The following is a 21,246-nucleotide window of genomic DNA, read 5'->3' on the forward strand; positions in this document are numbered from 1 at the left end:
GGAACACGAACCGGCCGCATTGGAGGACGTGGACCGTCAACTGGTCCACTTCCAGCAGGAGAAGCACCTCAGCGCCAAGGCGCTCAAGGAGCTGCCCGAGGGCCGCGCCTACCTGATGGTCCAGCTGACCGGCGACGCCCGGGAAGAGGTCGAGGACAGGGCACGCGCCCTGATCGAGGCGAAGCCGGACGGCGTGGACCACACCTGGTACGACGACCAGAAGCACGTGAGCGAGCTGTGGCAGGTGCGGGAGTCCGAGCTCGGGGCCACCGCGCACGTGCTCGGCAGGCCCGATACCTGGGAGGGCTGGAAGGGCTCGGCCGTGCCGGTGCACCGCCTCCGACTACCTGCGCGACCGTGGCGGCGGGCACTGCGAAGGCGTCGTGCCCGGTGACGAGCCGGGCCAGTTCGTCCGTCACGACGCGTGACGTGGCGGGTGATCCGTAGGTCCAGCCGATACCGGTCCTGTCGGCCGCAGCGGCCTCGACCAGGACCATGGTGGTGGAGTCCCAGGTCAAGGTGGCGTCGCCGCCGGGCAGATCGGTGGGCACCGTGTGGACCGACAGTGGAAAGACGGTCGACGACGGGCCCGCCGTCGACCGCGGGGTCGCTCTCCCGCCTCACCTGTTCTCTTCGGTGCTGTCGTGAGGTCCTGCGCCGGGACGGTCGCCGCGGTGCCGGCTGCCCGGCAGCATCTCCTGCACCTTGGCCTTGAGGCCCTGCCGGATCATGCCCTCCCGGTCGCTGTCGCCGTGCAGGACCGCCGAGGCGGCGGCCTCGATCTGATCCAGGGAGGCGTGCGGCGGGATGGGCGGTACGGCAGGGTCGGTACGGAAGTCGATGACGAAGGGCCGGTCCGCGGCGAGCGCCCGGTCCCAGGCCGCCTCCACGTGCTTCGGCTTCTCCACCCGGACCCCGTCCAGGCCCATGCGCTGGGCGAATTCCGCGTAGGGCAGGTCGGGCAGGTGCTGGGACTCCTCGAACTGCGGAGCGCCGGACATGGCGCGCATCTCCCAGGTGACCTGGTTGAGGTCGCCGTTGTTGAGCACCGCCACGATCAGCCTCGGGTCGGACCACTCGCGGTAGTACTTGGCGGCGGTGACCATCTCCATCATGCCGTTCATCTGCATGGCCCCGTCGCCGACCAGGGCGATCGCCGGCCGCTCCGGGTGAGCGAACTTCGCGCCGATGGCGTACGGCACACCGGGGCCCATGGTGGCCAGCGTGCCGGACAGGGAGCCCCGCATCCGTCCGCGCAGACGCAGGTGCCGGGCATACCAGTTGGCGGCCGAGCCGGAGTCGGCGCTGAGGATCACGTCCTCGGGCAGCTTGCCGTCCAGGGCGTGGACGACGTACTCGGGGTTGAGGGGGTCGGCGCTGACGGAGGCCCGCCGCTGCATCACCTCCCACCAGCGTGAGACGTTCTTCTCGATGCCGTCACGCCACTCGCGGTTCTCCTTGCGGTGCAGCCGGGGAAGCAGCCGCTGCAGCGTCTCGCGGGCGTCGCCGACGAGATTGACCTCGAAGGGATAGCGCAGGCCGATCATGTGCGGGTCGATGTCGATCTGCACCGCCCGGGCCTGGTCCAGCTCCGGCATGAACTGCGTGTACGGGAAGCTGGAGCCGATCATCAACAGCGTGTCGCACTCCTGCATCAGCTCGTACGAGGGACGGGTGCCCAGTAGACCGATGGAGCCGGTGACGTAGGGCAGGTCGTCCGGGAGCGCGTCCTTGCCCAGCAGCGCCTTGGCGACCCCCGCGCCGAGCACGTCGGCCAGCTGCTCGACCTCGGCGCGCGCTCCACGGGCACCCTGACCGATCAGGACCGCGACCTTCTCACCGGCGTTCAGCACGTCCGCGGCCCTGCGGAGGTCCTCGTCGGCCGGGACCGGGGCGTACCGGCCCAGGCCGAGGCTGGAGGGAACCATCTTGAAGTCGTGGGTGGGCGGGTCGTAGTCCAGCTCCTGGACATCGGCCGGAAGGATGATCGCGGTGACGGTCCGCTTGGCGTACGCCGTGCGAAAGGCCCGGTCGATGAGGTTCGGCAGCTGCTCGGGCACCATCGCCGTCTCACAGAAGTCGGAGGCGACGTCCTTGTACAGGCTCGCGAGGTCCACTTCCTGCTGATACGAACCGCCCATGGCGCTGCGGTTGGTCTGCCCCACCAGCGCCACTACCGGCACGTGGTCGAGTTTCGCGTCGTAGAGCCCGTTCAGCAGATGAATCGCGCCCGGACCGGAGGTGGCCGCGCACACCCCCACCCTGCCGGAGAACTTGGCGTAGCCGACGGCCTGGAAGGCCGCCATCTCCTCGTGCCGGGCCTGCACGAACTTCGGCTTGTTGTCCGCCCGTCCCCAAGCCGCCAGCAGGCCGTTGATGCCGTCACCCGCATAGGCGAAGACATGGTCGACATCCCAGTCGCGCAGCCGCTGGAGGACGTAGTCGGACACCTTCGTGCTGGCCATGCGGCTCGCTCCCTCACTGATCCCTCTGGTACGTGCGACAGCACCCCGACTCCCGGTGCGCGCCATGCACCGGGATCCCGGGGGCAGACCGTTTCATGGGTAACCGAGCGGGTGAGCGGGAAACGTTGTTCTCGCGACCATGCGTTCGGCGCTGGTTTCAAGCCTGAGGCCGACTCCGGGTGCTGAGGTCATGCGGGCGGTCCGCCTCCACGGTGGACGTCGCCTCGATGTCGAGGACCTTTCACGGTGGCCGGTTCTGTTGGCGCTCGCGGCTGCGGGCGGTTTTGCCCTGCTGCACGGTCCGCCCGGATCTGCTGCGGCGCCCGGGCTCCGACGAGGCCTTCTTCGCAGCGCGTCCGGTGGACTCCGTAACGTCGCCCGAGTCCCGTCCCGAGACTGCTTTCGTGGCCTCGGCGGCGGCTCCCCTGGTCTCTTCGACGACTTCACCGGTGCCTTCGCCCACATCCCGGACCGCTTCTCCGACGCCTTCCCCCAATGCGCCGGCGGCCTTCGCCGCGCCACTTCCCAGGCTTCCAGCCGCGGAATCGAGGCCGGACGTCAGCTGCTCCATGATCTCTGGGTTGTGGTCGATGGTGGACAGAACCCTGCCGACGATCTCGGCGACATTGTCGAGCCGGACTTTGAGCAGGGCCTGGGCCTCCACGCCCTTGATGTCGAGTTCCACGCGGCCGAGTGAGACGTCGGCACCGACGTTGAGCTTGAGGAGGTCCAGCACCTCTGCCCGCAGGGAAACCCTGGCCTGCAGGTCCTCGACGTGCAGGTTGAGTTCCTCGACGTGAAGCTGCGTCACGTCGAGGAGCACGTCCGGGTCACCAGTCCTGTCGACGGACGCGTCTGCAAGGGGCTCGGTGACTTCCTCCCCATCCTCCCAGTCCGCCTCAAACGCCTCCTCCTCGCCTGTCTCTCCACTCATAGAACCGCTCCCTCGTCAGGGGCTGTCTCCTCGCCGGCCCGGCGCCGTTCTCTGATCGCCCATGCACAAGCCGTCGCTGCCAGGGCGGCGGCGACGGCGTCCTCCGCCGCGGCAGCTGCCGGGTCGGAACCCACCCCGCGCCGGCCCGCCGTACGCCACCGCTCTCCGGCGAGTGCCGCCACCAGTGATGCCGCCGTACCCGCCGCGACGTCGGCGACCGGAAAACCGTTGCGAGCACGGTCTCCGGACAGGACCGCTCCCGTCAGGGCACCGAAGAGCAGACGCGGCGCCAGGCCGGCGGGGGAGAGGCGGCTCGGGGTGCTCGGTGACTTGTCGGCCACGAACTCGCTCGCCGCGCCGGCCAGTGTGATGACCCTTACCCATGGCCGGGCGAGGTGGGGTGCGGTGCCCGACAGTGAGTGCGGCGCCCACGACAACGCCGCCAGACCCCAGGTGCTGCGCAACCCGGTGGCCGCGCCGATCAAGCCGACCCGGGCCAGGGCGCCCGTGGAGGCCGTCACCGCCGCTGCTCCGCGGCAGTGATGACGCCGTAGGTGACCAGGCCGTAGACGAGGTGCGGGACGGCGTCGGAAGCCCAGTCGCGAGCCGACCAGGTGCGGGGATCGCTCACGCCGAGGCCGGCGATGGGCGCATCGGTGAGCCCCATCGCCCACGCCCCGGTGAGCAGTCCGCCCAGCCACACGGGCATCCGGACGCCCACCCGGCGCAGCAGCGACACGCCGGCGCCCGTTCCGGTACCGACGGCGATACCCGACAACGCTCCCAGCCCGGTGAGCCGGCTGTCCCTGGCGCTGGTCCGGGGAACCGGGTGCCCGACGCGGGTGGCGATCCGGTCGACCACGGCTTCCGGAACGCTGCTGGCCGGCCTGCCCCGCAGCGCCATGTCCGCGTAAGTCACGGCGTTGAGCGCGGTGGTGCCAGCCGCCCCCGCGGCGCAGCCGCGCACGATGCTTGTGATCATGCGGGACCGGGTTCCATGAGCGGTGATGCGTAAACCAGGACAGACCTGCGTGAACTGGATCAAGCCCTGCTCGGCGTACCGGAAGATCTGCATCGTGTGGGTGGGCGGCGCGTAGTGCGGGATGGTCTTCTGCTCCACGTTCCACACTCGCGCGAGGCCGGAGACATGCATGCGCGTCGTTCTGGCAGTTGCGAAAACCGGGCAGGTCGCCGTCGGCGCCGCACTCGCGCGTGTTCTGGGCGGTGGGCTGGCCGTTCATCTGGAGAACGCCGGCCCCCGGGCAGCCCAGCAGGTGCGGGTTGTTGACCTGCACGGCTGCGGCGGTGGCCTGGTGGGACTGGTAGACACCCTGGAGGACGGTGGACAGCAACGCGTCGGCGTGGCCGACGAGTTCGGCCGCCTACTCGATCCGGGTGGTCGGAAGATCGCAGATGTCCGCGGCCCACTCGGGCGTGCAGTCGGCGACCCGGGCGGCCGGCTCGTCGAAGCCGACGGTGCGCGCGGCGAGGAAGTCGTGATCGACCCGGTCGTGCCGGATCGTCTCGTGGAGCAGGGCGACGTTGGTACCGCCGCGCGGCGCGAGGTGCACGGCGGCGCGCTCGGCGACCCGGGTGGGCCGTGGATCCACGCACAGCAGGCGCGGCGGATCGGCCCGTCCAGACGGTCCAGCACCCGCATCCACTGTACGGGCTGTGTCTCGGCGATGTTGTGGCCGAACAGCGCGATCACGTCGGCGTGGTCGATGTCGTCGTAACTGCCGGGCCGGCCGTCGGAGCCGAAACGTCTCCTTCAGCGCCTCCCCGGCCGTGGCCGTGCACATGCGTGTGTTGCCATCGAGATGGTTGCTGCCGACGCCGCACCGGGCGAGCACGGCGAGGGTGTCGTACTCATCGAGGAACAGCTGCCCCGAGGAGTAGAAACCGATCGAGCCCGGACCCCGTGCGTCGAGCAGCTCACGGGAGCGGGTGGCCACCAGGCCCATCGCGGTGTCCCAGTCCGTCTCCACCAGCCGCTCGTCCCGCCGGACCAGGGGACGGGTCAGCCGGTTCCCGAAGGCACCCGCCTGCCAGCCGAACAGGTCCTTCGGGCCGGGCCGGCCCCGGTTGACCCGGTCCACCTCCCGGCCCCGCACCCCCACCCTCCGGCCGTCGGCCACCGCGATGTCCATGGCGTCGCCGTCGGAGTGCAGGATCGATGCCGACTGCACCCACCGCCGCACAGCCGCAGGGTCCGTCCCGTCCGCGAGGAAGGCGTCCACCCGCCTCGGTGTCGGCCGCCGGGTACCCCGTCCGGAGCCGGACCACGCCGGCCGAACGGGGCCGCTGGGGCCAAGGTGGGGTGCGCCGGCGCCGGCGTACTGTGGTGCGTCGCCGTTCATGCCGCGTACGATGGTGCCGCGTCCCAGACCCCGGCGCTCATGCCGACCGGCGGCGTCGGCCTCGGGTGGCAGACCGCCTCTTCCCTTGCGGCTAGGGCGATCTTCGGCCAGGCCACGCCGGTCCCTCGACATGGTCACTGCTCACTTCTTCGAGCGCGCCCGCACCCGTGCACCCTTCGAGGTCGCACTGGTACGGGTCCGGGAACCGAGGCGCCGTGCCGAATGTGCTTACGATAAGGATGTACCGGTGCAATGGCCGGGTGACAGTGTCCCTGGAGGGAGACATCGACCTGTCCACCGCTCCCGCCGTCCGCACCGCGCTGGCCGGGTGCCGTGACCGCGAGGTGACGGACATCGACGTCGATCTCACGGCGGTCGGGTTCTGCGACGCCAGCGGGCTGCACGCGTTCCTCGCCGCCTCCGAGCGCCTGGCCGCGGCGAAGGGGTGCCTGCGCCTGCACCATCCCGCCCCGGCCGTACGGCGGCTCCTGGATCTCACCGGCACGGGGTTCCTCCTGGCGGACGGGCGTCTGCGCGTCGAGCCGCCGGACCCCGACTCCTCCCAGCCTTCCAGCGGAGCCGCATGATCAGTGACCGCATGGCTGAGATCCTGCCGCTGCTCCGGACCGGCCCGTGGGCGGAGGCGACGGCCAGTGCGGCCGCGCTGCTCGCCGTGGACGGGATCGCGGTCAGCGCGGGCAGCGGGTCGGGGGAAACCGAGGTCATCTGGTCCTCGGACGGTGCCTCGCGCGGCTTCGAGGATCTGCAACTCGTGCTCGGGCTCGGCCCGGGGCCGGACTGCCTGGCCGGCGGCATCCCGGTGCGGGTTCCGGACCTGGCCCGGGTACGAGAGGACCGCTGGCCCGCCCTCCTGATGGAGGCCTCCGCCCTGAACGTGAAGGCGGTGTTCTGCTTTCCCCTGCGCATCGGCGCCATCACCCTGGGTGTACTGACACTGGTCAGGACGACTCCCGGGCGCATGTCGCCGGTGCAGGGCGACGACGTCACCGTACTGACCGGCGTCCTGACCGAACGGGTTCTGGAACTCGGCGATCCGCGGCTGTCGTCGCCGGAGAACCAGGCATCGGCCGCCCAGGTACTCCCTCAGGCGGTCGTCCACCAGGCGACCGGCATGGTCAGCGTCCAGCTTGCCGTACCGCTGGCCGAAGCACTGCTGCGGCTGCGCGCCCACGCCTACAGCAACAGTCGCACCCTTACCGAAACAGCCCGGGACATCGTGGACCGACGACTGCGGCTCGACCCCGAGCCGCCCCCGACGAACCGCAGCGACGACCCAGACGAGGACTGATCTCCATGACAACCCGCGAAGCGCAGCTCACCGAGGTCTTCGTCGAGGTGGCCGACTCCCTGACCGACGACTTCGACGTCATCGACTTCCTGCAGAAACTCTCCGTACGCTGCATGGAGTTGCTGGACGCCGCCGCCGTCGGCATCCTGCTCGCGGACAACAACGGCGGACTCCATGTCCTGGCCGCCTCCGACGAGGACGCCCGGCTCCTGGAGCTCTTCGCCCTCCAGCACGACGAGGGCCCATGCGTCGACTGCTACAACGACGGCCTGCCGCGCATCAACATCGCCCTCACCACCCCGGCCGCCCACACCATGTGGCCCCAGTTCGCCCGCGCCACCCAGGACACCGGGTTCCTCGTCACCAATGCCCTGCCCATGCGGCTGCGCGGGCGGGTCATCGGCGCGCTGAGCCTCTTCCAGACCGTGGGCGAGCCCCTGGCCGACGAGGATCTCACCCTCGCCCAGGCCCTGGCGGACGTGGCCACCATCGCCATACTCCAGCAGCGCACGCTCGCACACAGTGAAGCCGAGCGCGACCAGCTGCAGTATGCCCTCAACAGCCGCATCGTCATCGAACAGGTCAAGGGCGTCCTCGCCGAACGCTGGCAGATCTCCATCGACGAGGCGTTCGGAATCTTCCGCGCGTACGCACGCGCTCACAACCGCAAGCTGTCCGACCTGGCCCGGGACATCGCGGAGGGCACACAGGACACCGACTCGCTCCGCGACTTCGCCGCGCGGACACGAGGAACAGGCACCTGACCTCTGGCGAGCGCCGCGCGCCTACGCGGCGGTCTCGGGGCGGCGCAGAGGCGCCCCGGTCTGATGCAGACTGCGCAGCGCCTGCCGGTAGGAGGCGATCAAGCCGGTCTCCAGGTAGGCCACGCCCAGTTCCTCGCAGTAGCGACGGACGATGACCCGCGCCTTGCGCAGGTTGGGGCTCGGCATGCTCGGGAAGAGGTGGTGCTCGATCTGGTGGTTCAGGCCGCCCAGCGCGACGTCGGTGAACCAGCCGCCGCGTACGTTGCGGGAGGTGAGGACCTGGCGGCGCAGGAAGTCGGGGCGGTCCTCGCCGGAAAGGATCGGCATGCCCTTGTGGTTGGGGGCGAAGATCGACCCCAGGTACACCCCGAACAGGCCCTGGTGGACGGCGAGGAAGGCGATCGCCATGCCGGGCGGCAGGACCAGGAACAACGCGGCGAGGTAGGCGCCGAAGTGCCCGAGGAGCATGGTGCCCTCCGTGACCCGGTTCCTCAGTGAGCGGTCCGCCAGCGCCCTGACGCCCGCCACGTGAAGGTTGAAGCCCTCCAGCGTGAGGAGGGGGAAGAACAGGTAGGCCTGCGCGCGGCCGATCAACCGGGGTAGCCCCTTGGCAGCGCCGGCCTGGTCCTGCGTCCACACGAGGATGTCGGGCGCGATGTCCGGATCGAGCTGCTCGTGATTGGGATTGGCGTGGTGCCGGGTGTGCTTGTCCTGCCACCAGCCGTAGCCCATGCCGACTCCGGCGTTCCCGGCCACGCGCCCGGCCCGCTCGCTCGCCCGGCGCAGCCGGAACACCTGGCGGTGGGCTATGTCGTGGGCCAGCAGCGCCACCTGCCCGAAGGCCACGGCGAGCAGTGCCGCGATCGCCAGCGTCCACCAGCTGGAGCCGACCAGGACGAAGAGGACCCAGGCGCCCGCGTACAGAGCGGCCACGGCGATGATGCGGGCGGTGTAGTAGCCGGGTCGGCGGCGCATCAGGCCGCTGTCGGCGATCTTCTTCGACAATCGGGCGAAGTCACTGCCGGTGCTCCGCGCAGGACGATCAGAGGTCTTCACAGTCACGGATGTGACCCTTTCGGTGGATGGCACCCGGGGCGCTCCGCCCCGGGGTTCACTCCACGCAGCCGTACGGCGGGGTCACGGCCGAGGCGCCTTCGGCGGAAGACGCTCTTCAAGGTTGCGGGGAACGTTGGTGCCGCCATCGGGTACCCGCAATCGGGCCCCCGGCACATCCACCGTCGAATTCCGGCCGCGCCCGCCGGCTGATCAGACGCTACGGATCCTCTTTCGGTGAGGTCAGGAGCTCGTCAGGAGCTCTTGCCCTTCTTGCGCAGGGCGCCGGGCTTGTGTACGGCGGAGCGACCGGACTTGTCGCTTTCCACTTCGTACTGCGGTTCGTCCCGGGAGGCGTCCACGCTGCGCCCGGCCGCACGGGTGCGACTGGCGATCTTCTTCTTGACCCTGCCGGTAATGTCGTGGCCGTGGCTCTTCCACGACACCTTGTCGCCCTTGTCCAGGTCGTCCTTCTTCGACACAACGTTCTCCACTCGTCGGCGCGACCCCGTATCCCAGCATCCGACATGTGACGTGCGCCTGCACCCTGTGAGGTGGCGAGCGAAGAAGAGGCCAGCAGGTGTTTCAGTAGCCGTTGGGCGTGAGGACGTCGACGTAGATGGGGTCGGGCTCGGTGCCGCCGAGGGTGACGGTGTCGTACTTGACGCTTGCGGTCAGGTTCGCCCTGCCGTCAGGAGCGACGGACGCGGAGGCAGGAGCGCCGAGGACGCCTGCGAGAGCGGCGGCGGCCGCGACCGTGGCGATGGCGGTGAGCCGGCTGCGGTGCGAGGAGGTGGGCATGCGCTCTCCTTCGGGACGGGGCTGGCTCGGCCAGCCGTACCTGCCGCGTCTGTGACGCAGTACGTCGAGGACTTCCTGGTGGGGCAGGGCCGGTACGTGCTGTCCGTCCCGGCCGGTCATGGAGGCGTTGCAGATCAGCGCGTCGGCGACGGCTTCCTCGAATGCCGACGAGGCGGGAAGCGGTGCCCGTGCCGCTCTTCAAGCCGTAGCAGCACATGCCGGTTCCGCCGCCGGTCGAGCCGTGCAGGAAGGGACCTGACCTGGCGGCGTCGAAGGCATGCCGGGCGGTGGCAGGTGCCGATGGTGTGGGCGTTGCTGAGCAGGACGCCGGGGACGTCGGGCAGGGCGTTGAGAGCGCCCGGTGTCCCGTCGCACGGGAGGCTCAACTCCCATGCTCTGACCGTGCACTGGTCCACCCGCTCTCCGTTCCGCGTTCCGCGTTCCGCGTTCCGCGTTCCGCGTTCCGCGATTCTTCGGATGGTACGACAAAGGACGTAGAGGTGGGTCGCGTACACGTCAAGAAGGGTCGGGGTGGGTAGCATCGTGCTGTTCCAGCCCGGTGGCGCGGATGAGGATGATCAGTGGCCCGCCCGAAACAACAGGACTCCAGGCGCGAGGACTTGCTGCACGCGGCCCGTGCCGCGATTCTCCAGCGCGGCCTGCAGGCCACCCGTGTACGGGACGTCGCCGACCAGGCGGGCGTTGCCGCAGGCACGGTGACTTACTACTTCCGTGAGCTGGACGTGCTGTTCGACCTCGTGTTCGCCGAGGCCGTCGAGCGATTCTGCACGGCCCGCGAACGGGATGCCGACGCCCGGTCCGATCCGCGTGACCAGCTTGCCGCCGTACTGCGCTCCGGGCTGCCGACCGGACCGGGGGACGAGTTGTGCTGCTTGCTGTACGAGTTCTCCCCCCAGGCGCGGCAGCGCCCCTCGGACGCCCGGCTGCGCAGGGAACTCTACGGCCGCCAGGTCGCTCTGTACGTACGAGTGCTGACGGCAGGGGCCGAAGCCGGACGGTTTCGCCTCCAACGGCCGGCCGACGAGATCGCCGCGAACCTCGTCGCTCTGGAGGACGCCTACGGCTATCACGTCATCGCTCAGATGTTCATGACCAGAGACCAGGCGGAGAAGCACCTGTTCGGCTACGCCTCGCTGTCGGTGGCGGACCCCTCGATGGCGCTCTGACTCATCGCGCGTTCCGCTCATTCTGCGCCTCGATGGCTTCGACGTCGGCGATCCTGCCCCGGAGCATGAGGTCCATCACGGCCATGTAGCGCTGGGCGCGCGGCCGGCCGAGTACGAAGGGGTTGACCACGTCCGGCTGCTGCCGCAGCTGCTCGGCACGCTGGAGCCCGTGGTCGTTGGGGTGGTTGGAGAGTTCTACGTCCACGCCCGCCGCGCGCATCCGTGCCCGGAAGGATCGGATGGACGACCGGTAGGTCCGAAGTTCGGTGAGGCTCGCGGGCGGATTCGTGCCGCCCCACAGCATCGCCGTATGACGCATGCGTCCCGCTCGCAAGGGGATGATCGGCGAGACGGTGCCTGCCGTATGGCCCGGCGTGTGGTGCAGCCGGATGCCGGTGCCTCCGAGTGTGAGGCACTGGCCGTCCGCGATCTCCAAGTCGCGCGCGGGAGCGTGGTCCGGGTCGGCACGGGCGACGAGATCCCAGTCGGCCGGCGTCATCAGCACGCGTGCGCCGTATCGGTCGGCGAGGTACTGGGCGCCGCCGAAGTGGTCGTCATGGCCATGGGTGACGACGACGTACCTGATGGTCTCCGGAACGGCCCCCACCTCCCGCAGCCCGCCCACGACGACGGCCTCGGCCTCCGCGGGGGAGGTGAGCGCGTCGATCAGGACGATGCCCTCCACGGTGAGCACGGCCGTGGCCGACACCCAACCCGCGCTCAGCATGACCAGGTTGTCGAAGAGTTTGACCGGCGCCGGTGAGGGCGGTCGGGGAAGTTCGACACCGGGCGTCAGGGCCCGGGCGAGGGCGAGGAGGACCGGGTCGCTGCCGGCCAGCGCCCGAGCCCGGTCGTAGTAGACCTGCCCGCCCCCTTCGGCAGTGGCGGCAGCCGAAGCAGCGCCGGGCGCACCGGCACCGGCAATCAGACCGACCGCGGCAACCCGGGCGAACGAACGCCTGGTGAAGCCTACTGCTGATTCGCCGGAAGACGATGACGATCACATGGGCTCTCCTTGCTCTCGAGCAGGATGTCCGATCACGCGGATGGTGGGAGCTGCTCGCGCACCCACTCCGGAGCCGGGTTGGTGTGCGGGCGGCCCGCCACGACGACGGTCGGCACGGTCTCGTTGCCGTCGTTGGCATCCCGCACCGCCGCGGCTGCCGCCGGGTCGCGCCAGATGTTGACCCAGTGCAACCGGCGGCCGCTGCGGCCCAGCCGAAAGCGCAGTCGTATGCAGTACTTGCAGCCCGGCCGCCAGTAGACGACCGGCCGGCCGTCGACCGCGGCGCGGCGTTGTGCCTCGCGCGCACCGATCGACCTCGGGAAGATCAGGGGCGAGTGCACGCCGGCGAGCGCCAAGAACACCAGCAGGAATGTCGCGGCAGTCCCGGGGGCGGGGCCTCCCTTGACGGCCAGTCGGGTCGCGACGGCTGAGCCGCAGAGCACAAACACCATCGGCAGGATCCAAGCGCGCATCATGATGACGCAGGCTATCGCTGTGCCGGACTGTCCAGGAGCCACCTACTCACCTTGAGGAGGTAAGTGCCGTCCGCCTGACAGTGGTAGTGCTCATTGCCGGGTGTAGGTGGCGTAGACGACGATGTTGTCCGCGTATCGGCGTTCGGCGGTGGAGTAGTCGCCGGCGCAGGTGATGAGGCGCAGACCCGCGTGGTCGAGGTTGCCGTAGACGTCGACGGTGGGGAACTCGTCCTTGGGGTACTGCTCGACGCGGTCCACGGTGAAGGTCGCGGTGCGGCCGTCCTGCCGGTCGACGGTGACGGTGTCGCCGGGCTTGAGGTCGGCGAGACGGTAGAAGACCGACCGTTCGCCGTCCCAGGTGACGTGTCCGGCGATGACGGCGGGACCTTGCTGGCCCGGTGCGGGCCCCGGTTCGTACCAGCCTGCCAGGTCGGGATCGCGCGGTGTCTGCATCACGCCGTCCCGGTCGAGGCCCAGCTCCTCCAGCGTGGAGGAGACGCCGATCGCGGGAATGCTCACCTTCGTGGGCGTGGACCGGTCCAGGGCGGCGGCCGCCTGGTCGTGACCCGGGTCGTGCCGGTGCTGTTCCGGCTCGGAGCTGCCGGTCGAGCCAGCCCGCGGCCCGGCCGGTGCGGTGACCGACGGGGCCGCAGGTGTGGTGCGGGACTCGTCGCCGTCGCGCATGAGGCCGATGGCCAGGACCGCGGACGAAAGTACCGCGATCGCGGCGACGGCGACGAGCAGCAGGCTCCGTCGGGAAAGCCGTTGGTTCATGGGAGGTACCGGTCAGCGCTCACCGGCGCGGCGCCACACGACCACCGCTCCCACGGCGGCCGCCATCAGGCCGGCTCCACCGAGGGCCACCAGCTGCCCGTTGTCGCCACCGTCGGCCGCGGCGGTTCCGGTCTCGACGCCGCCCTCGGGCATCTCGCCGATGGAGGCGCCGTGCACCATGCCGCAGTTGGCGGGGGCGGTGGCTTCCAGGGGGAGCTTCGGGTCGAGTTCGCTCTTGCCGGCGTCCGCGTCGTACTTCCCGTTGTCGTTGGCGTCGATGCCGTGCTGGACGATGTGCAGGTCCTTGAAGTGGTCGGCGACGGCCTGCGAGACGGTGAGGGTGCGCTCGTAGGAGAGCTTGCCGTCCTTGTCCGCGGTGGGCATGCGGTCGACCGCGAGGCCGCTGTCCTTGCTGGTGTCCCCGCTGGTGGTCAGCGAGATGTTGATGTCGCCGTAGGCAGGCAGGCCTTCCACGGTGGAGACGATCTTGTCGCCGTTCTTGTCGGCGCTCGCGTCGGGGCAGTGGAAGTCCATGCCCTTGGTGGAACCGTGGATGTGCTGGGCGTGCGGAGCTCCGGGTACCAGGCCCTCGGCCTGGATCTTCACCGTGAGTTCGGTGCCTTCCAGGCTGACCATGGCGGTGCCGCTGGCGCCCGAGTCGTTCAGCTGCTCGAGGTTGATCTGGTACGCCTGGCTGTCGGCGGCCAGTGCCGGGGTGGCGGCCGAGAGGGCTACGGCCGCGGGCAGTGCGGTGAGTGCGGCTATTCGTGCGATCCGTCGGTTCCTCATACGGTGATTCCTTCCTCACAGCCCACCGATGAGGGTGGACGGTTGTGGAGCGGCGCCCGGTACCGGGCGCCGGGCGCACGCTGTTGACGGGAATCCGGAGCGAGCAGGGGGGCCGGATTGGTTTCGGACGACACTCGAAGGAACCACCCCGGCCGCGGTGCGACGACCTGGCACTCGGCCGGACGGGCGGTATTTGCCGTAGAGGCCAGTCCGCCGGGTGTGCGGGGACGGATCTGTTGCAGAGCCTCGGCATTCCTGACCGAGGACTGCTGAAAGGGAAGAAGTAGATGCGCACATGTACGGTCGCGGTCGCCGGGGTGGTTCTCGCCGCTGTGTGTGCCGCCCCGGCACTCGCAGCCCCCACCGCGCCCGCCGACTCCGGCGACAAGGGGCTGACCGCATTCGGTCTGACCAAGGAGCAGCGTCTCGTCGAATTCGACGCCGACAAGCCGGAGGACTGTCGGGAGAAAAGAAGCTCGTCGGCATCGACTTCCGGGTACAGAACGAGCGACTGTACGGCGTCGGAGACAAGGGCGGCGTCTATACCCTCAACACGATGAACACGAAGGCGAGGAAGGTCTCGCAGCTGACAGTCGCGCTCTCCGGCACGGCGTTCGGCGTGGACCTCAACCCGGCCGCCAACCGGCTGCGGGTCATCTCCGACACGGGCCAGAACCTGCGGCACAACATCGACGACCCTGTTCGACCTCGACACGATGGCCGACCGGATCTCGCTGCAGTCCCCGGCCGACGCCGGCGCGCTCGCCCCCACCGGCAACTCGGCGTCAACGCGGGTCTCGACGCCGGCTTCGACGTCTACTACAAGCCGGCCACCGGCATGAACCACGGCTTCGCCGCCATCGGTTCCGCCGGGGCCTACCACCTGTATGGGGTGAACCTCCTGAACGGCAAGGCCACCGACATGGGCGCCTTCCCGAAGAAGTACCAGGTGACCGACCTGGCGCTGCCCATCGACCAGCGATAGCTCCACTGCGGAGTTGCCGGACACCGCAGGGACGGGCGAAGCGAAGCGACGAGCCTTCGTGCGCGCCGCCCACTGCCCGCGGCGTCCGGCCTGCGCCCGTTGCGTGAACCCGACGGCCACGACGGGTCGGACGAGGTCGGCAGGATTGCCCCGGGGCCATTGCCGGAAGCCGCGTTTACGCGTCCGGCGCGGCTGTGGCAGCCTCGGCCGTCGGATGGCAGGAACGTTCGACGGACGGCGGACGGCATGGGTGGTGGGGCAGCACGCGTGAGCAATGTCGTGCGAGGCAAGTCGGCCCGGTTGTCTGGTCGGCCGATCCGCCACAGCCGGACCGGACCGTTGCCCTCGACGGGGAAGCGGGCGCCACTCTGCCTCGCGGTCGTGTCGCTGTTGTCGAGTGCGGCGTGCACATCGCAGGCCGACCCGGTGCCGAGCGTCAGCGCGAGTATTGATGTCGGCCGCCCGACGGCCCTCGCGGACGAACCCCTGCGCATCCGGGTGGGCGGACTGCACCCCGGCGAGCAGGTGGCGGTGACCTCGCGTGCCGTCGACCGTGAGGGCTTGAGCTGGTCGGCGCAGGCCCGGTTCACGGCCGACGGGAACGGCATGGTCGAGCTCACGCGGCAGAAACCCGTCTCGGGCACATACGACCGGGTCGACGGAATGGGCTTGTTCTGGTCGATGCGGCCGCACGAAGGTGAGGCGGACGAGAGTTGGTTCCTCCCGGACACTCCCGTGCGCGAGCCCCCACACGAGGTACGGATTGCGGTGCGCGCCGGGAATCGTGAGATCGCCCACCGGACGGTGGTGCGTCAGTGGCGCGCCGAGGGTGTGCGCCACCGCGAACTCTCCGTCGCCTACGACGGGTTGGACGCCGTCCTCTTCCTCCCGCGGCCCGGCGCACCCCGCGCGGCACCGGTTCTGCTGATAGGCGGCTCGGAGGGCGGCCGCAGTCTCGACCGCGAGGCCGCACCGCTGGCCTCCCGCGGCCATCCTGCCCTCTCCGTTCGCTACTTCGGCTGCCCGGGACGCCCGGATCGACTGCGCGACATCGACCTGGAGTACTTCGTGCGGGCCGCGCGCCTGCTCACCTCCCAGACCGGCGCGGCACCGGACCGGCTCGCCGTACTGGGCGCCTCGCGGGGCAGCGAGGCCGCTCAGCTGCTGGCCCAGTACCACCCCACTCTGGTGCGGGATGCCGTGGCGATGGCACCCGTCACCCGCACACACTTCCCGCAGGCGGGATCGGAGGCGGACACCGCGAGTTGGAGGAGTGCGGGTCGGCTCGTCCTGCTCGAGCGGATCCCGCTGGACCGCGTGCGCGGAACGGTGTTGGCCGTGGCCGGCCGCAAGGACCGGCTCTGGCTCTCCGCCGACGCGGCCGAGAGCATCGCCCAGCGCATCAAAGCCACCGGCAGCCGCCACCGAGCACTGATCTACGACGGGGCGGGGCATGGCGTCGCAGGCGTCCCCTACCTGGCCTCCGGCAGATACCTCCAAGCCCCCGGGGCAAAGGAATGGACAGACCTGGGCGGGACACAGGCCGACGACGCCCACGCGAAGGCCGACAGCTGGCCGCGCGTACTGGACCTGCTCGACCGCTGAGCGCGCTCCACCAAGATCACGTGGACGGCTGACCCCTGGGCGGAGGGGCGGGTGACCACGTTGATGTTGAACGAGGTCGGCGTGCGCTCCCCACGTGCGTGTCACGGTGGCGGCGTACGGACCCTCGCCTGTGCGCAGCAGCGGTGTCATGATGGTGAGTTATGGCTGAGGGGGACAGTGTGGTGACGCGCGGTATCCGCATCCGGCTGGACGGGACCGAGAGGGCGACTGACATCGTCGCCCTGCACAAATGGTTGGAACGGGAGAAACCGCTCGCCGACCTGGCCCGGAGCGACCAGCTCCGCATCGCCGAACAGAGCCGGACCGACGAGGCCGGCACCCCTATGGGCACCGGCATGGACATCGTCGTGGCGGTGCTCGGGGGCGCCGCGGGCGCGATGTTCCAGGGCGTGGTGGACCAGGTCAGACGATCCGTGGAGGCATGGCAGGCCAACCGCCGTGCGGTGGAGGAAGGCGATCCGCCCCAGGTGCGCGTCGAGCCGGTGCAACCCGACGACAGGTAGGCGGCCGGTGACCGGTTACGACCCGCGGGGGAAGGCGAACCGGGCGCTGTTGGTCGGAGTGTCCGAATACGACAACACGGTGCCGCCGGACGGCGTGCCCGGCGACCTTCCCGCGGTCAGACACAACCTGAACCGGCTGTCGGAGGCGCTGCGGCACGGTGGTGTGTTCGGTGAGCGGGAGATCACGGTGTGCCGCTCTCCCGACCAGGGCACCTTCGACCAAGAGCTGTGGAAGGCAGCCAACGAGGCCGAAGGCGTTCTGCTGCTGTACTTCGCCGGGCACGGGGCGATACCGAACGCGGGCGACGAGCTGTTCCTGCAGATGCGCAACGCACGCGTGGTCGCCGGCGGGCACGCTGTCTTCCCGGGCGCGGTGCTGTTCAGCCTCGCGCAGGCGATGCTCACCGCCAGTTCGGCCCGACGGATCGTTGTCGTCCTCGACTGCTGCTTCGCCGGCAACGCCGCCTGGGTCCGCCCGGAGACCCCCGACAAACGGCGGCTGCTGCTGATGAGCGTGCAGCCCAATCACCGCATCGACGCGGGCGATCCCGACACGCCGACGCCGTTCACCGCCGAGCTGGTGAAGCTGTTGGAAGCGGGCGGCGACGTGTCGTTCCGCGCACTCGTGGACGACCTGCGGGATCAGATGTCCGCCGCGGGTGCCCGGACGGTGCGGGGTGACGCCTGGGAGCCGGAGAGCCGCGCCGAGCCCGGCATGGACGTGCTCCTCGCCGCCGGGGCAGGGGGGACCGGAGGCCCGCCCGCGCTTGACCCCGGCCCTGGCCCCGGCCCTGGCCCTGGCCCCGGCCCTGGCCCTGACCCCGGCCCTGGCCCTGACCCCGGCCCCGGCCCCGGCCCTGACCCCGGCCCCGGCCCTGACCCCGGCCCCGGCCCCGGCCCCGGCCCCGGCCCCGAGCCTGGGCCCCGGAGTCCCGACCCCGCCCCTGGGCTCGTCCGCCGGGTCGGGGCGGTTCTGGTCGGATGGCTGGGCGGGGTGGGCGCAGCCTGGGGCGCGCTGATCCGTCGCAGGCGTGACTCCTGGGTCCGGGAGGACCAGGGCGGAACGAGGCAGGACCGGCGGCGGACGCGGCGGCTGGTCGCCGGTGGCGTCGTCATGCTCGTCCTGGTCGTCACCGCCCTCGGTATCGGGGTCTACCGTCACCTCGTTCTGACCGGCGGCCCCTCCTCCTGCGCCCCACCCCTGGAGCTGCGCGTGCTCACCGACCCCGACCTGGAGCCGACGGTCCGGGCCGCTGCCGACGCTTATCTGACGTCGGAGGCGAACACCACGGGCGACCGCTGCCGCCGCAGCGGCATCACCGTCTACAGCGCGGGCGCCGCCGACGCGGTCACCGCCCTGCGCAAGCAGACCGGCGCCTGGCAGGAACCCCGCGAGGCCGACACCAACCCGCAGCGCGACGTCGGCCCGCAGCCCGACGTCTGGATACCCGGTTCCCCCGCTGACGCCGCCCGGGCCGTCGCGGGGCAGGACACCGACGCCGTGGCCCAACTGGACGCCGACCAGGAGCCCTTCGCGTACTCGCCAGTCGTGCTCGCCGTCCCGCAGGGCATCGCCGCTGACGAACTCGACGACCGTACCGGCCCCCCGCTCACCCGGATGATCGACAACCTGCGCGCCCGGCACGCGGGCGCCGCGGTACGCCGCCCCGACCCGGAGTTCACCGACACCGGACTCCTGGCCACGATCGCCCTGTACGGCACCCCGGACGCGGCCGGCACCAGTGACCCCCGCCGCGCCGAGGACCGGGTCGCGCAGCCCGGGCCACCCGCTCCGACCGCCGCCGAGCTGCTGTGCGCGCTGCCCGACGACGACACCGTCGACAACCGCACCGCGGCCCTGGTCCCCGAGTTCCTCCTGAAGAGCGGCGTCGGCTGCGACAGCGCGCGCCGCACCCCGCGCATGGCCCAGTACCCGGGTGACGTTCCGGGTCTGGAGCCGGTCTTCGTCCGCGTCCGCTGGCAGGGCGCCGACCGCGACGAGGCCGACCGGGACCGTGAGGCGGAGGCCTTCCGGACGTGGCTCACCGGCGAGGGCGGCCGGGTGGCCTTCGCCCGGAACGGCTTCCGCTCGGCCACCGGCAACCGGGCCCTGCTGGACCCCACCGAGGTCGCCGAAGGGGTGCTGAGGGCGCCGTCGCCGCTGACCGAGTCCGCCGGACGGGACGCGATGGAGGCGTCGTTGGAGGACTACCGGGGCGCGAACGGGCCCGGCCGCGTGCTGTTCCTGCTCGACAGCTCCGGCTCGATGGCCGGCCAGTGGGAGGGGCCCAGCGGTGGGCCAGGCCTGCTGAAACAGTCGCTGGGCGGGCTCGGCGACCGGGACGAGTACGCCGTGTGGGCCGTGTCGGACGCGGGTGAGGACACGTACGACACTCTGCTGCCCTTCGGCCCGCACACCCGCAAGGACGCCGAGCGCGCCATCGACCGCGAGGCCGAGGTCCGGGACGCCGAGGCGGACCCGCTCGGGGCGTTGCGGGCCGCGCTCGACGCCATGGAGGTGCGGGACGCCGACGACGAACGCCCCGGCCTGATCGTCTTCGTCACCGACGACGAGGACGCGGACCGGCTCGCCGACGACGGCTTCGGCAACCTCCTGGACATCGCGCGAGCAAGGGGGCTACCGGTCGCGATGGTCTCCCTGAAGGGCGGCGGCTGCGACGCGGGGAAGCCGGACGCCCGGATCTCGGAGGCCAGCGGCGGCCGCTGCCTGGACGCCGACGACGATCTCGGCGCCGCCCTGCACGACGAGGTCGCGCGCACCGGAACGGGGGAGACCTGATGCGCGGAGTACCGCTCCGACGACAGTCCCGGCGACGGCTGGCGGTGCTGCTGGCACCGCTGTGCCTGCTCCTGCCGACCGCGTGCAGTGGTGGCGGCGACGGCGGAAGCGGGCCCGCGGCGTCGCCCTCCGCCGACGTGCCCGGCGACATCGTGGTCGCCAGCGGCCGGGACGTCACCGGCAAGAACGGCGTCCGCCAGCGGCTCATCGACGCCTGGAACGCCGAGCAGGAGAAGGCCGGCACCGGCTACCGGGCCCGACTGGTCGAACTCCCGGGCAACGCCGACGAACAGCGCAGCCAACTGCTCGGCGCGCTCCAGTCCGGCAGCGCCGCCTACGACGTGGTCAACCTCGACGTCACCTGGGTCCCGGAGTTCGCCGCCGCGGACCTGATCAGCACGCTGCCCGAGTCGCTGCTCGACGACGACGTCATCGCCCCCGTCGCGAGCACCGCCCGCTGGGACGGCAACGTGTACGCCGCCCCGTTCAACAGCGACGTAGGCCTGCTCTACTACCGTCGCGACCACCTGAGGCAGGCGGACGTCGAGCAGACCGACCTGACGGGCGGTCTGGACTGGCCGGAACTGAAGACGCTGATCAACGCCGTCGGCGACCACAAGCCCGACGGCTATGACAAGGGCTGGACGACCCAGCTCGCCGCGTACGAGGGACGGACGGTCAACGCCGTGGAGGCGTTCGCGTCGGCCGTACCGGACCTCACGCTCACGGACGAGGACGGTCACTACGACGCCGCCGTCGAGGAGCTGACCGAGGGCATCACCGAGCTGCGCCGCCGCACCGAGGCCTCGTACGTGCTCCCGGACGCCTTCCACTCCGACGAGGCGGCTTCCCTCGGTGACTTCGCCGCGGGCCGCACCACCTTCCTGCGCCACTGGCCGTACGTGTATCCCGCCCTGCACCAGTCGTTCCCCGACGACGACCGGCTCGGTGTGACCGCGTTGCCGGGGCGGGCCGTGCTCGGCGGCCAGAACCTCGCCGTGACCGCGGCGTCCCAGCGCAGGGCCAAGGCGACCGACCTGATCAGGTACCTGACGGGCAAGGAGAGCGAACGCTGCCTGCTGGACGCCGGTTTCGCGGCGACGCGCACCTCCGCCTACACGGACGACGCGGTGACGTGCGCGGTGGGCGCCGCGACGCCCTCGGCGGCACCGACCGGGGAGAGCGCCGACACCGTACCCCGCGACGCGGCCGGCCGCCCGGAGTACGCCCACGACATCCTGCTCCCTGCCCTCCAGAAGGCGGTACACCGCCCCCGCACTCCGCTGTACGGCGCCCTCACCCAGACCTTCACCACCGAACTGGGCGCCCTCTTCGCCAACGACCCGCCGAGTGACGCGGAACTGGCGCGGCGACTGGACGAGGCCCTCAGACGAGCCCTGCCGGGCTGAAGGCC

The 21,246-nt window shown here is 70.9% G+C and carries 20 protein-coding genes and 3 pseudogenes; 10 read left to right on the forward strand and 13 right to left on the reverse strand.

Annotation, left to right across the window (positions count from 1 at the left end):
• Positions 1-28 precede the first annotated feature (28 nt).
• Positions 29-394 carry an FAD-linked oxidase C-terminal domain-containing protein gene (locus ACFC1X_RS36845; RefSeq protein WP_376362881.1) on the forward strand — a complete coding sequence of 122 codons (366 nt, stop codon included), beginning with the start codon at positions 29-31 and terminating at the stop codon, positions 392-394.
• A gap of 226 nt (positions 395-620) precedes the next feature.
• On the opposite strand, the gene ACFC1X_RS36850 is transcribed toward ACFC1X_RS36845, so the two are convergent.
• From ACFC1X_RS36850 to ACFC1X_RS36870, 5 genes and pseudogenes are all read right to left on the reverse strand, one after another.
• Complete coding sequence (locus tag ACFC1X_RS36850; protein ID WP_376362884.1) at positions 621-2,465, reverse strand: thiamine pyrophosphate-requiring protein; 1,845 nt, start codon at positions 2,463-2,465, stop codon at positions 621-623.
• 241 nt (positions 2,466-2,706) lie between these two features.
• Complete coding sequence (locus tag ACFC1X_RS36855; RefSeq protein WP_376362886.1) at positions 2,707-3,399, reverse strand: hypothetical protein; 693 nt, start codon at positions 3,397-3,399, stop codon at positions 2,707-2,709.
• Positions 3,396-3,920, reverse strand: coding sequence for a hypothetical protein (locus tag ACFC1X_RS36860; protein WP_376362889.1), 525 nt, complete (start codon positions 3,918-3,920; stop codon positions 3,396-3,398). Before ACFC1X_RS36860 ends, ACFC1X_RS36855 begins: the two co-directional genes overlap by 4 nt.
• Positions 3,917-4,381 carry a hypothetical protein gene (locus ACFC1X_RS36865; protein ID WP_376362982.1) on the reverse strand — a complete coding sequence of 155 codons (465 nt, stop codon included), beginning with the start codon at positions 4,379-4,381 and terminating at the stop codon, positions 3,917-3,919. The genes ACFC1X_RS36860 and ACFC1X_RS36865 overlap by 4 nt, the downstream gene beginning before the upstream one ends.
• 54 nt (positions 4,382-4,435) lie before the next feature.
• A pseudogene (locus ACFC1X_RS36870) lies at positions 4,436-5,639 on the reverse strand (molybdopterin-dependent oxidoreductase); the annotation flags it as partial.
• A 380-nt stretch (positions 5,640-6,019) separates the two neighbouring features.
• Between ACFC1X_RS36870 and ACFC1X_RS36875 the strand changes: the two are divergent.
• The 3 genes from ACFC1X_RS36875 to ACFC1X_RS36885 are packed head-to-tail and all read left to right on the forward strand — an operon-like array spanning position 6,020 to position 7,832.
• Entirely contained in the window at positions 6,020-6,346 is a 327-nt protein-coding gene (locus ACFC1X_RS36875; RefSeq protein WP_376362891.1) for an STAS domain-containing protein, read from the forward strand.
• 11 nt (positions 6,347-6,357) lie between these two features.
• Positions 6,358-7,068, forward strand: a complete 711-nt coding sequence (locus ACFC1X_RS36880; protein ID WP_376362894.1) for a GAF and ANTAR domain-containing protein — start codon at positions 6,358-6,360, stop codon at positions 7,066-7,068.
• A gap of 5 nt (positions 7,069-7,073) precedes the next feature.
• Positions 7,074-7,832, forward strand: a complete 759-nt coding sequence (locus ACFC1X_RS36885) for a GAF and ANTAR domain-containing protein (RefSeq protein ID WP_376362897.1) — start codon at positions 7,074-7,076, stop codon at positions 7,830-7,832.
• Between the two features lie 21 nt (positions 7,833-7,853).
• Here the strand turns inward: ACFC1X_RS36885 and ACFC1X_RS36890 are convergent, their stop codons facing one another.
• The 4 genes and pseudogenes from ACFC1X_RS36890 to ACFC1X_RS36905 all read right to left on the reverse strand — a co-directional run.
• Positions 7,854-8,894, reverse strand: a complete 1,041-nt coding sequence (locus ACFC1X_RS36890; RefSeq protein ID WP_376362899.1) for a fatty acid desaturase family protein — start codon at positions 8,892-8,894, stop codon at positions 7,854-7,856.
• A 245-nt stretch (positions 8,895-9,139) separates the two neighbouring features.
• Positions 9,140-9,367 (reverse strand): DUF2945 domain-containing protein, encoded by a 228-nt coding sequence (locus ACFC1X_RS36895; protein ID WP_376362902.1) that lies wholly within the window; start codon positions 9,365-9,367, stop codon positions 9,140-9,142.
• A gap of 103 nt (positions 9,368-9,470) precedes the next feature.
• A complete protein-coding gene (locus ACFC1X_RS36900) occupies positions 9,471-9,686 on the reverse strand; it encodes a hypothetical protein (RefSeq protein WP_376362905.1) in 216 nt (71 codons plus the stop codon).
• 172 nt (positions 9,687-9,858) lie between these two features.
• A pseudogene (locus tag ACFC1X_RS36905) lies at positions 9,859-9,969 on the reverse strand (P1 family peptidase); the annotation flags it as partial.
• Between the two features lie 298 nt (positions 9,970-10,267).
• Here ACFC1X_RS36905 and ACFC1X_RS36910 point away from each other — a divergent pair.
• Positions 10,268-10,873 carry a TetR/AcrR family transcriptional regulator gene (locus ACFC1X_RS36910; protein ID WP_376362907.1) on the forward strand — a complete coding sequence of 202 codons (606 nt, stop codon included), beginning with the start codon at positions 10,268-10,270 and terminating at the stop codon, positions 10,871-10,873.
• A gap of 1 nt (position 10,874) precedes the next feature.
• On the opposite strand, the gene ACFC1X_RS36915 is transcribed toward ACFC1X_RS36910, so the two are convergent.
• The 4 genes from ACFC1X_RS36915 to ACFC1X_RS36930 form a co-directional block, all read right to left on the reverse strand.
• Positions 10,875-11,600 (reverse strand): MBL fold metallo-hydrolase, encoded by a 726-nt coding sequence (locus ACFC1X_RS36915; RefSeq protein ID WP_376362909.1) that lies wholly within the window; start codon positions 11,598-11,600, stop codon positions 10,875-10,877.
• A 311-nt stretch (positions 11,601-11,911) separates the two neighbouring features.
• Positions 11,912-12,355, reverse strand: coding sequence for a glutaredoxin domain-containing protein (locus ACFC1X_RS36920; RefSeq protein WP_376362912.1), 444 nt, complete (start codon positions 12,353-12,355; stop codon positions 11,912-11,914).
• Positions 12,356-12,445: 90 nt separating this feature from the next.
• Positions 12,446-13,129: a class F sortase gene (locus tag ACFC1X_RS36925; protein ID WP_376362914.1), complete on the reverse strand. Its 684-nt coding sequence runs from the start codon at positions 13,127-13,129 to the stop codon at positions 12,446-12,448.
• A 12-nt stretch (positions 13,130-13,141) separates the two neighbouring features.
• Positions 13,142-13,918 carry a hypothetical protein gene (locus ACFC1X_RS36930; RefSeq protein ID WP_376362917.1) on the reverse strand — a complete coding sequence of 259 codons (777 nt, stop codon included), beginning with the start codon at positions 13,916-13,918 and terminating at the stop codon, positions 13,142-13,144.
• Positions 13,919-14,205: 287 nt separating this feature from the next.
• On the opposite strand from ACFC1X_RS36930, the pseudogene ACFC1X_RS36935 reads away from it, so the two are divergent.
• The 5 genes and pseudogenes from ACFC1X_RS36935 to ACFC1X_RS36955 all read left to right on the forward strand — a co-directional run bounded on the left by ACFC1X_RS36935 (position 14,206) and on the right by ACFC1X_RS36955 (position 21,241).
• Positions 14,206-14,903 (forward strand): annotated as a pseudogene (locus ACFC1X_RS36935) (DUF4394 domain-containing protein).
• A 426-nt stretch (positions 14,904-15,329) separates the two neighbouring features.
• Positions 15,330-16,508: an acyl-CoA thioesterase/BAAT N-terminal domain-containing protein gene (locus ACFC1X_RS36940; RefSeq protein WP_376362920.1), complete on the forward strand. Its 1,179-nt coding sequence runs from the start codon at positions 15,330-15,332 to the stop codon at positions 16,506-16,508.
• 161 nt (positions 16,509-16,669) lie between these two features.
• Positions 16,670-17,032, forward strand: a complete 363-nt coding sequence (locus tag ACFC1X_RS36945; protein ID WP_376362923.1) for a hypothetical protein — start codon at positions 16,670-16,672, stop codon at positions 17,030-17,032.
• 7 nt (positions 17,033-17,039) lie between these two features.
• The gene (locus ACFC1X_RS36950; protein ID WP_376362926.1) at positions 17,040-19,832 is read left to right on the forward strand and encodes a substrate-binding domain-containing protein; all 2,793 of its coding nucleotides are present in this window, start codon (positions 17,040-17,042) and stop codon (positions 19,830-19,832) included.
• The gene (locus ACFC1X_RS36955; RefSeq protein ID WP_376362929.1) at positions 19,832-21,241 is read left to right on the forward strand and encodes an extracellular solute-binding protein; all 1,410 of its coding nucleotides are present in this window, start codon (positions 19,832-19,834) and stop codon (positions 21,239-21,241) included. Before ACFC1X_RS36950 ends, ACFC1X_RS36955 begins: the two co-directional genes overlap by 1 nt.
• The last annotated feature ends 5 nt before the right edge of the window (positions 21,242-21,246 follow it).

Source organism: Streptomyces sp. NPDC056128 (assembly GCF_042263835.1).
GTDB lineage: Bacteria > Actinomycetota > Actinomycetes > Streptomycetales > Streptomycetaceae > Streptomyces.

What these genes read in the sequence shown, in the direction of transcription:
- ACFC1X_RS36855 (WP_376362886.1), bottom strand. Translation starts at nt 3,399, where the DNA reads ATGAGTGGAGAGACAGGCGAGGAGGAGGCGTTTGAGGCGGACTGGGAG.
- ACFC1X_RS36915 (WP_376362909.1), bottom strand. Translation starts at nt 11,600, where the DNA reads ATGCTGAGCGCGGGTTGGGTGTCGGCCACGGCCGTGCTCACCGTGGAG.
- ACFC1X_RS36955 (WP_376362929.1), top strand. Translation starts at nt 19,832, where the DNA reads ATGCGCGGAGTACCGCTCCGACGACAGTCCCGGCGACGGCTGGCGGTG.
- ACFC1X_RS36850 (WP_376362884.1), bottom strand. Translation starts at nt 2,465, where the DNA reads ATGGCCAGCACGAAGGTGTCCGACTACGTCCTCCAGCGGCTGCGCGAC.
- ACFC1X_RS36945 (WP_376362923.1), top strand. Translation starts at nt 16,670, where the DNA reads ATGGCTGAGGGGGACAGTGTGGTGACGCGCGGTATCCGCATCCGGCTG.
- ACFC1X_RS36900 (WP_376362905.1), bottom strand. Translation starts at nt 9,686, where the DNA reads ATGCCCACCTCCTCGCACCGCAGCCGGCTCACCGCCATCGCCACGGTC.
- ACFC1X_RS36925 (WP_376362914.1), bottom strand. Translation starts at nt 13,129, where the DNA reads ATGAACCAACGGCTTTCCCGACGGAGCCTGCTGCTCGTCGCCGTCGCC.
- ACFC1X_RS36920 (WP_376362912.1), bottom strand. Translation starts at nt 12,355, where the DNA reads ATGATGCGCGCTTGGATCCTGCCGATGGTGTTTGTGCTCTGCGGCTCA.
- ACFC1X_RS36930 (WP_376362917.1), bottom strand. Translation starts at nt 13,918, where the DNA reads ATGAGGAACCGACGGATCGCACGAATAGCCGCACTCACCGCACTGCCC.
- ACFC1X_RS36885 (WP_376362897.1), top strand. Translation starts at nt 7,074, where the DNA reads ATGACAACCCGCGAAGCGCAGCTCACCGAGGTCTTCGTCGAGGTGGCC.
- ACFC1X_RS36865 (WP_376362982.1), bottom strand. Translation starts at nt 4,381, where the DNA reads ATGATCACAAGCATCGTGCGCGGCTGCGCCGCGGGGGCGGCTGGCACC.
- ACFC1X_RS36880 (WP_376362894.1), top strand. Translation starts at nt 6,358, where the DNA reads ATGGCTGAGATCCTGCCGCTGCTCCGGACCGGCCCGTGGGCGGAGGCG.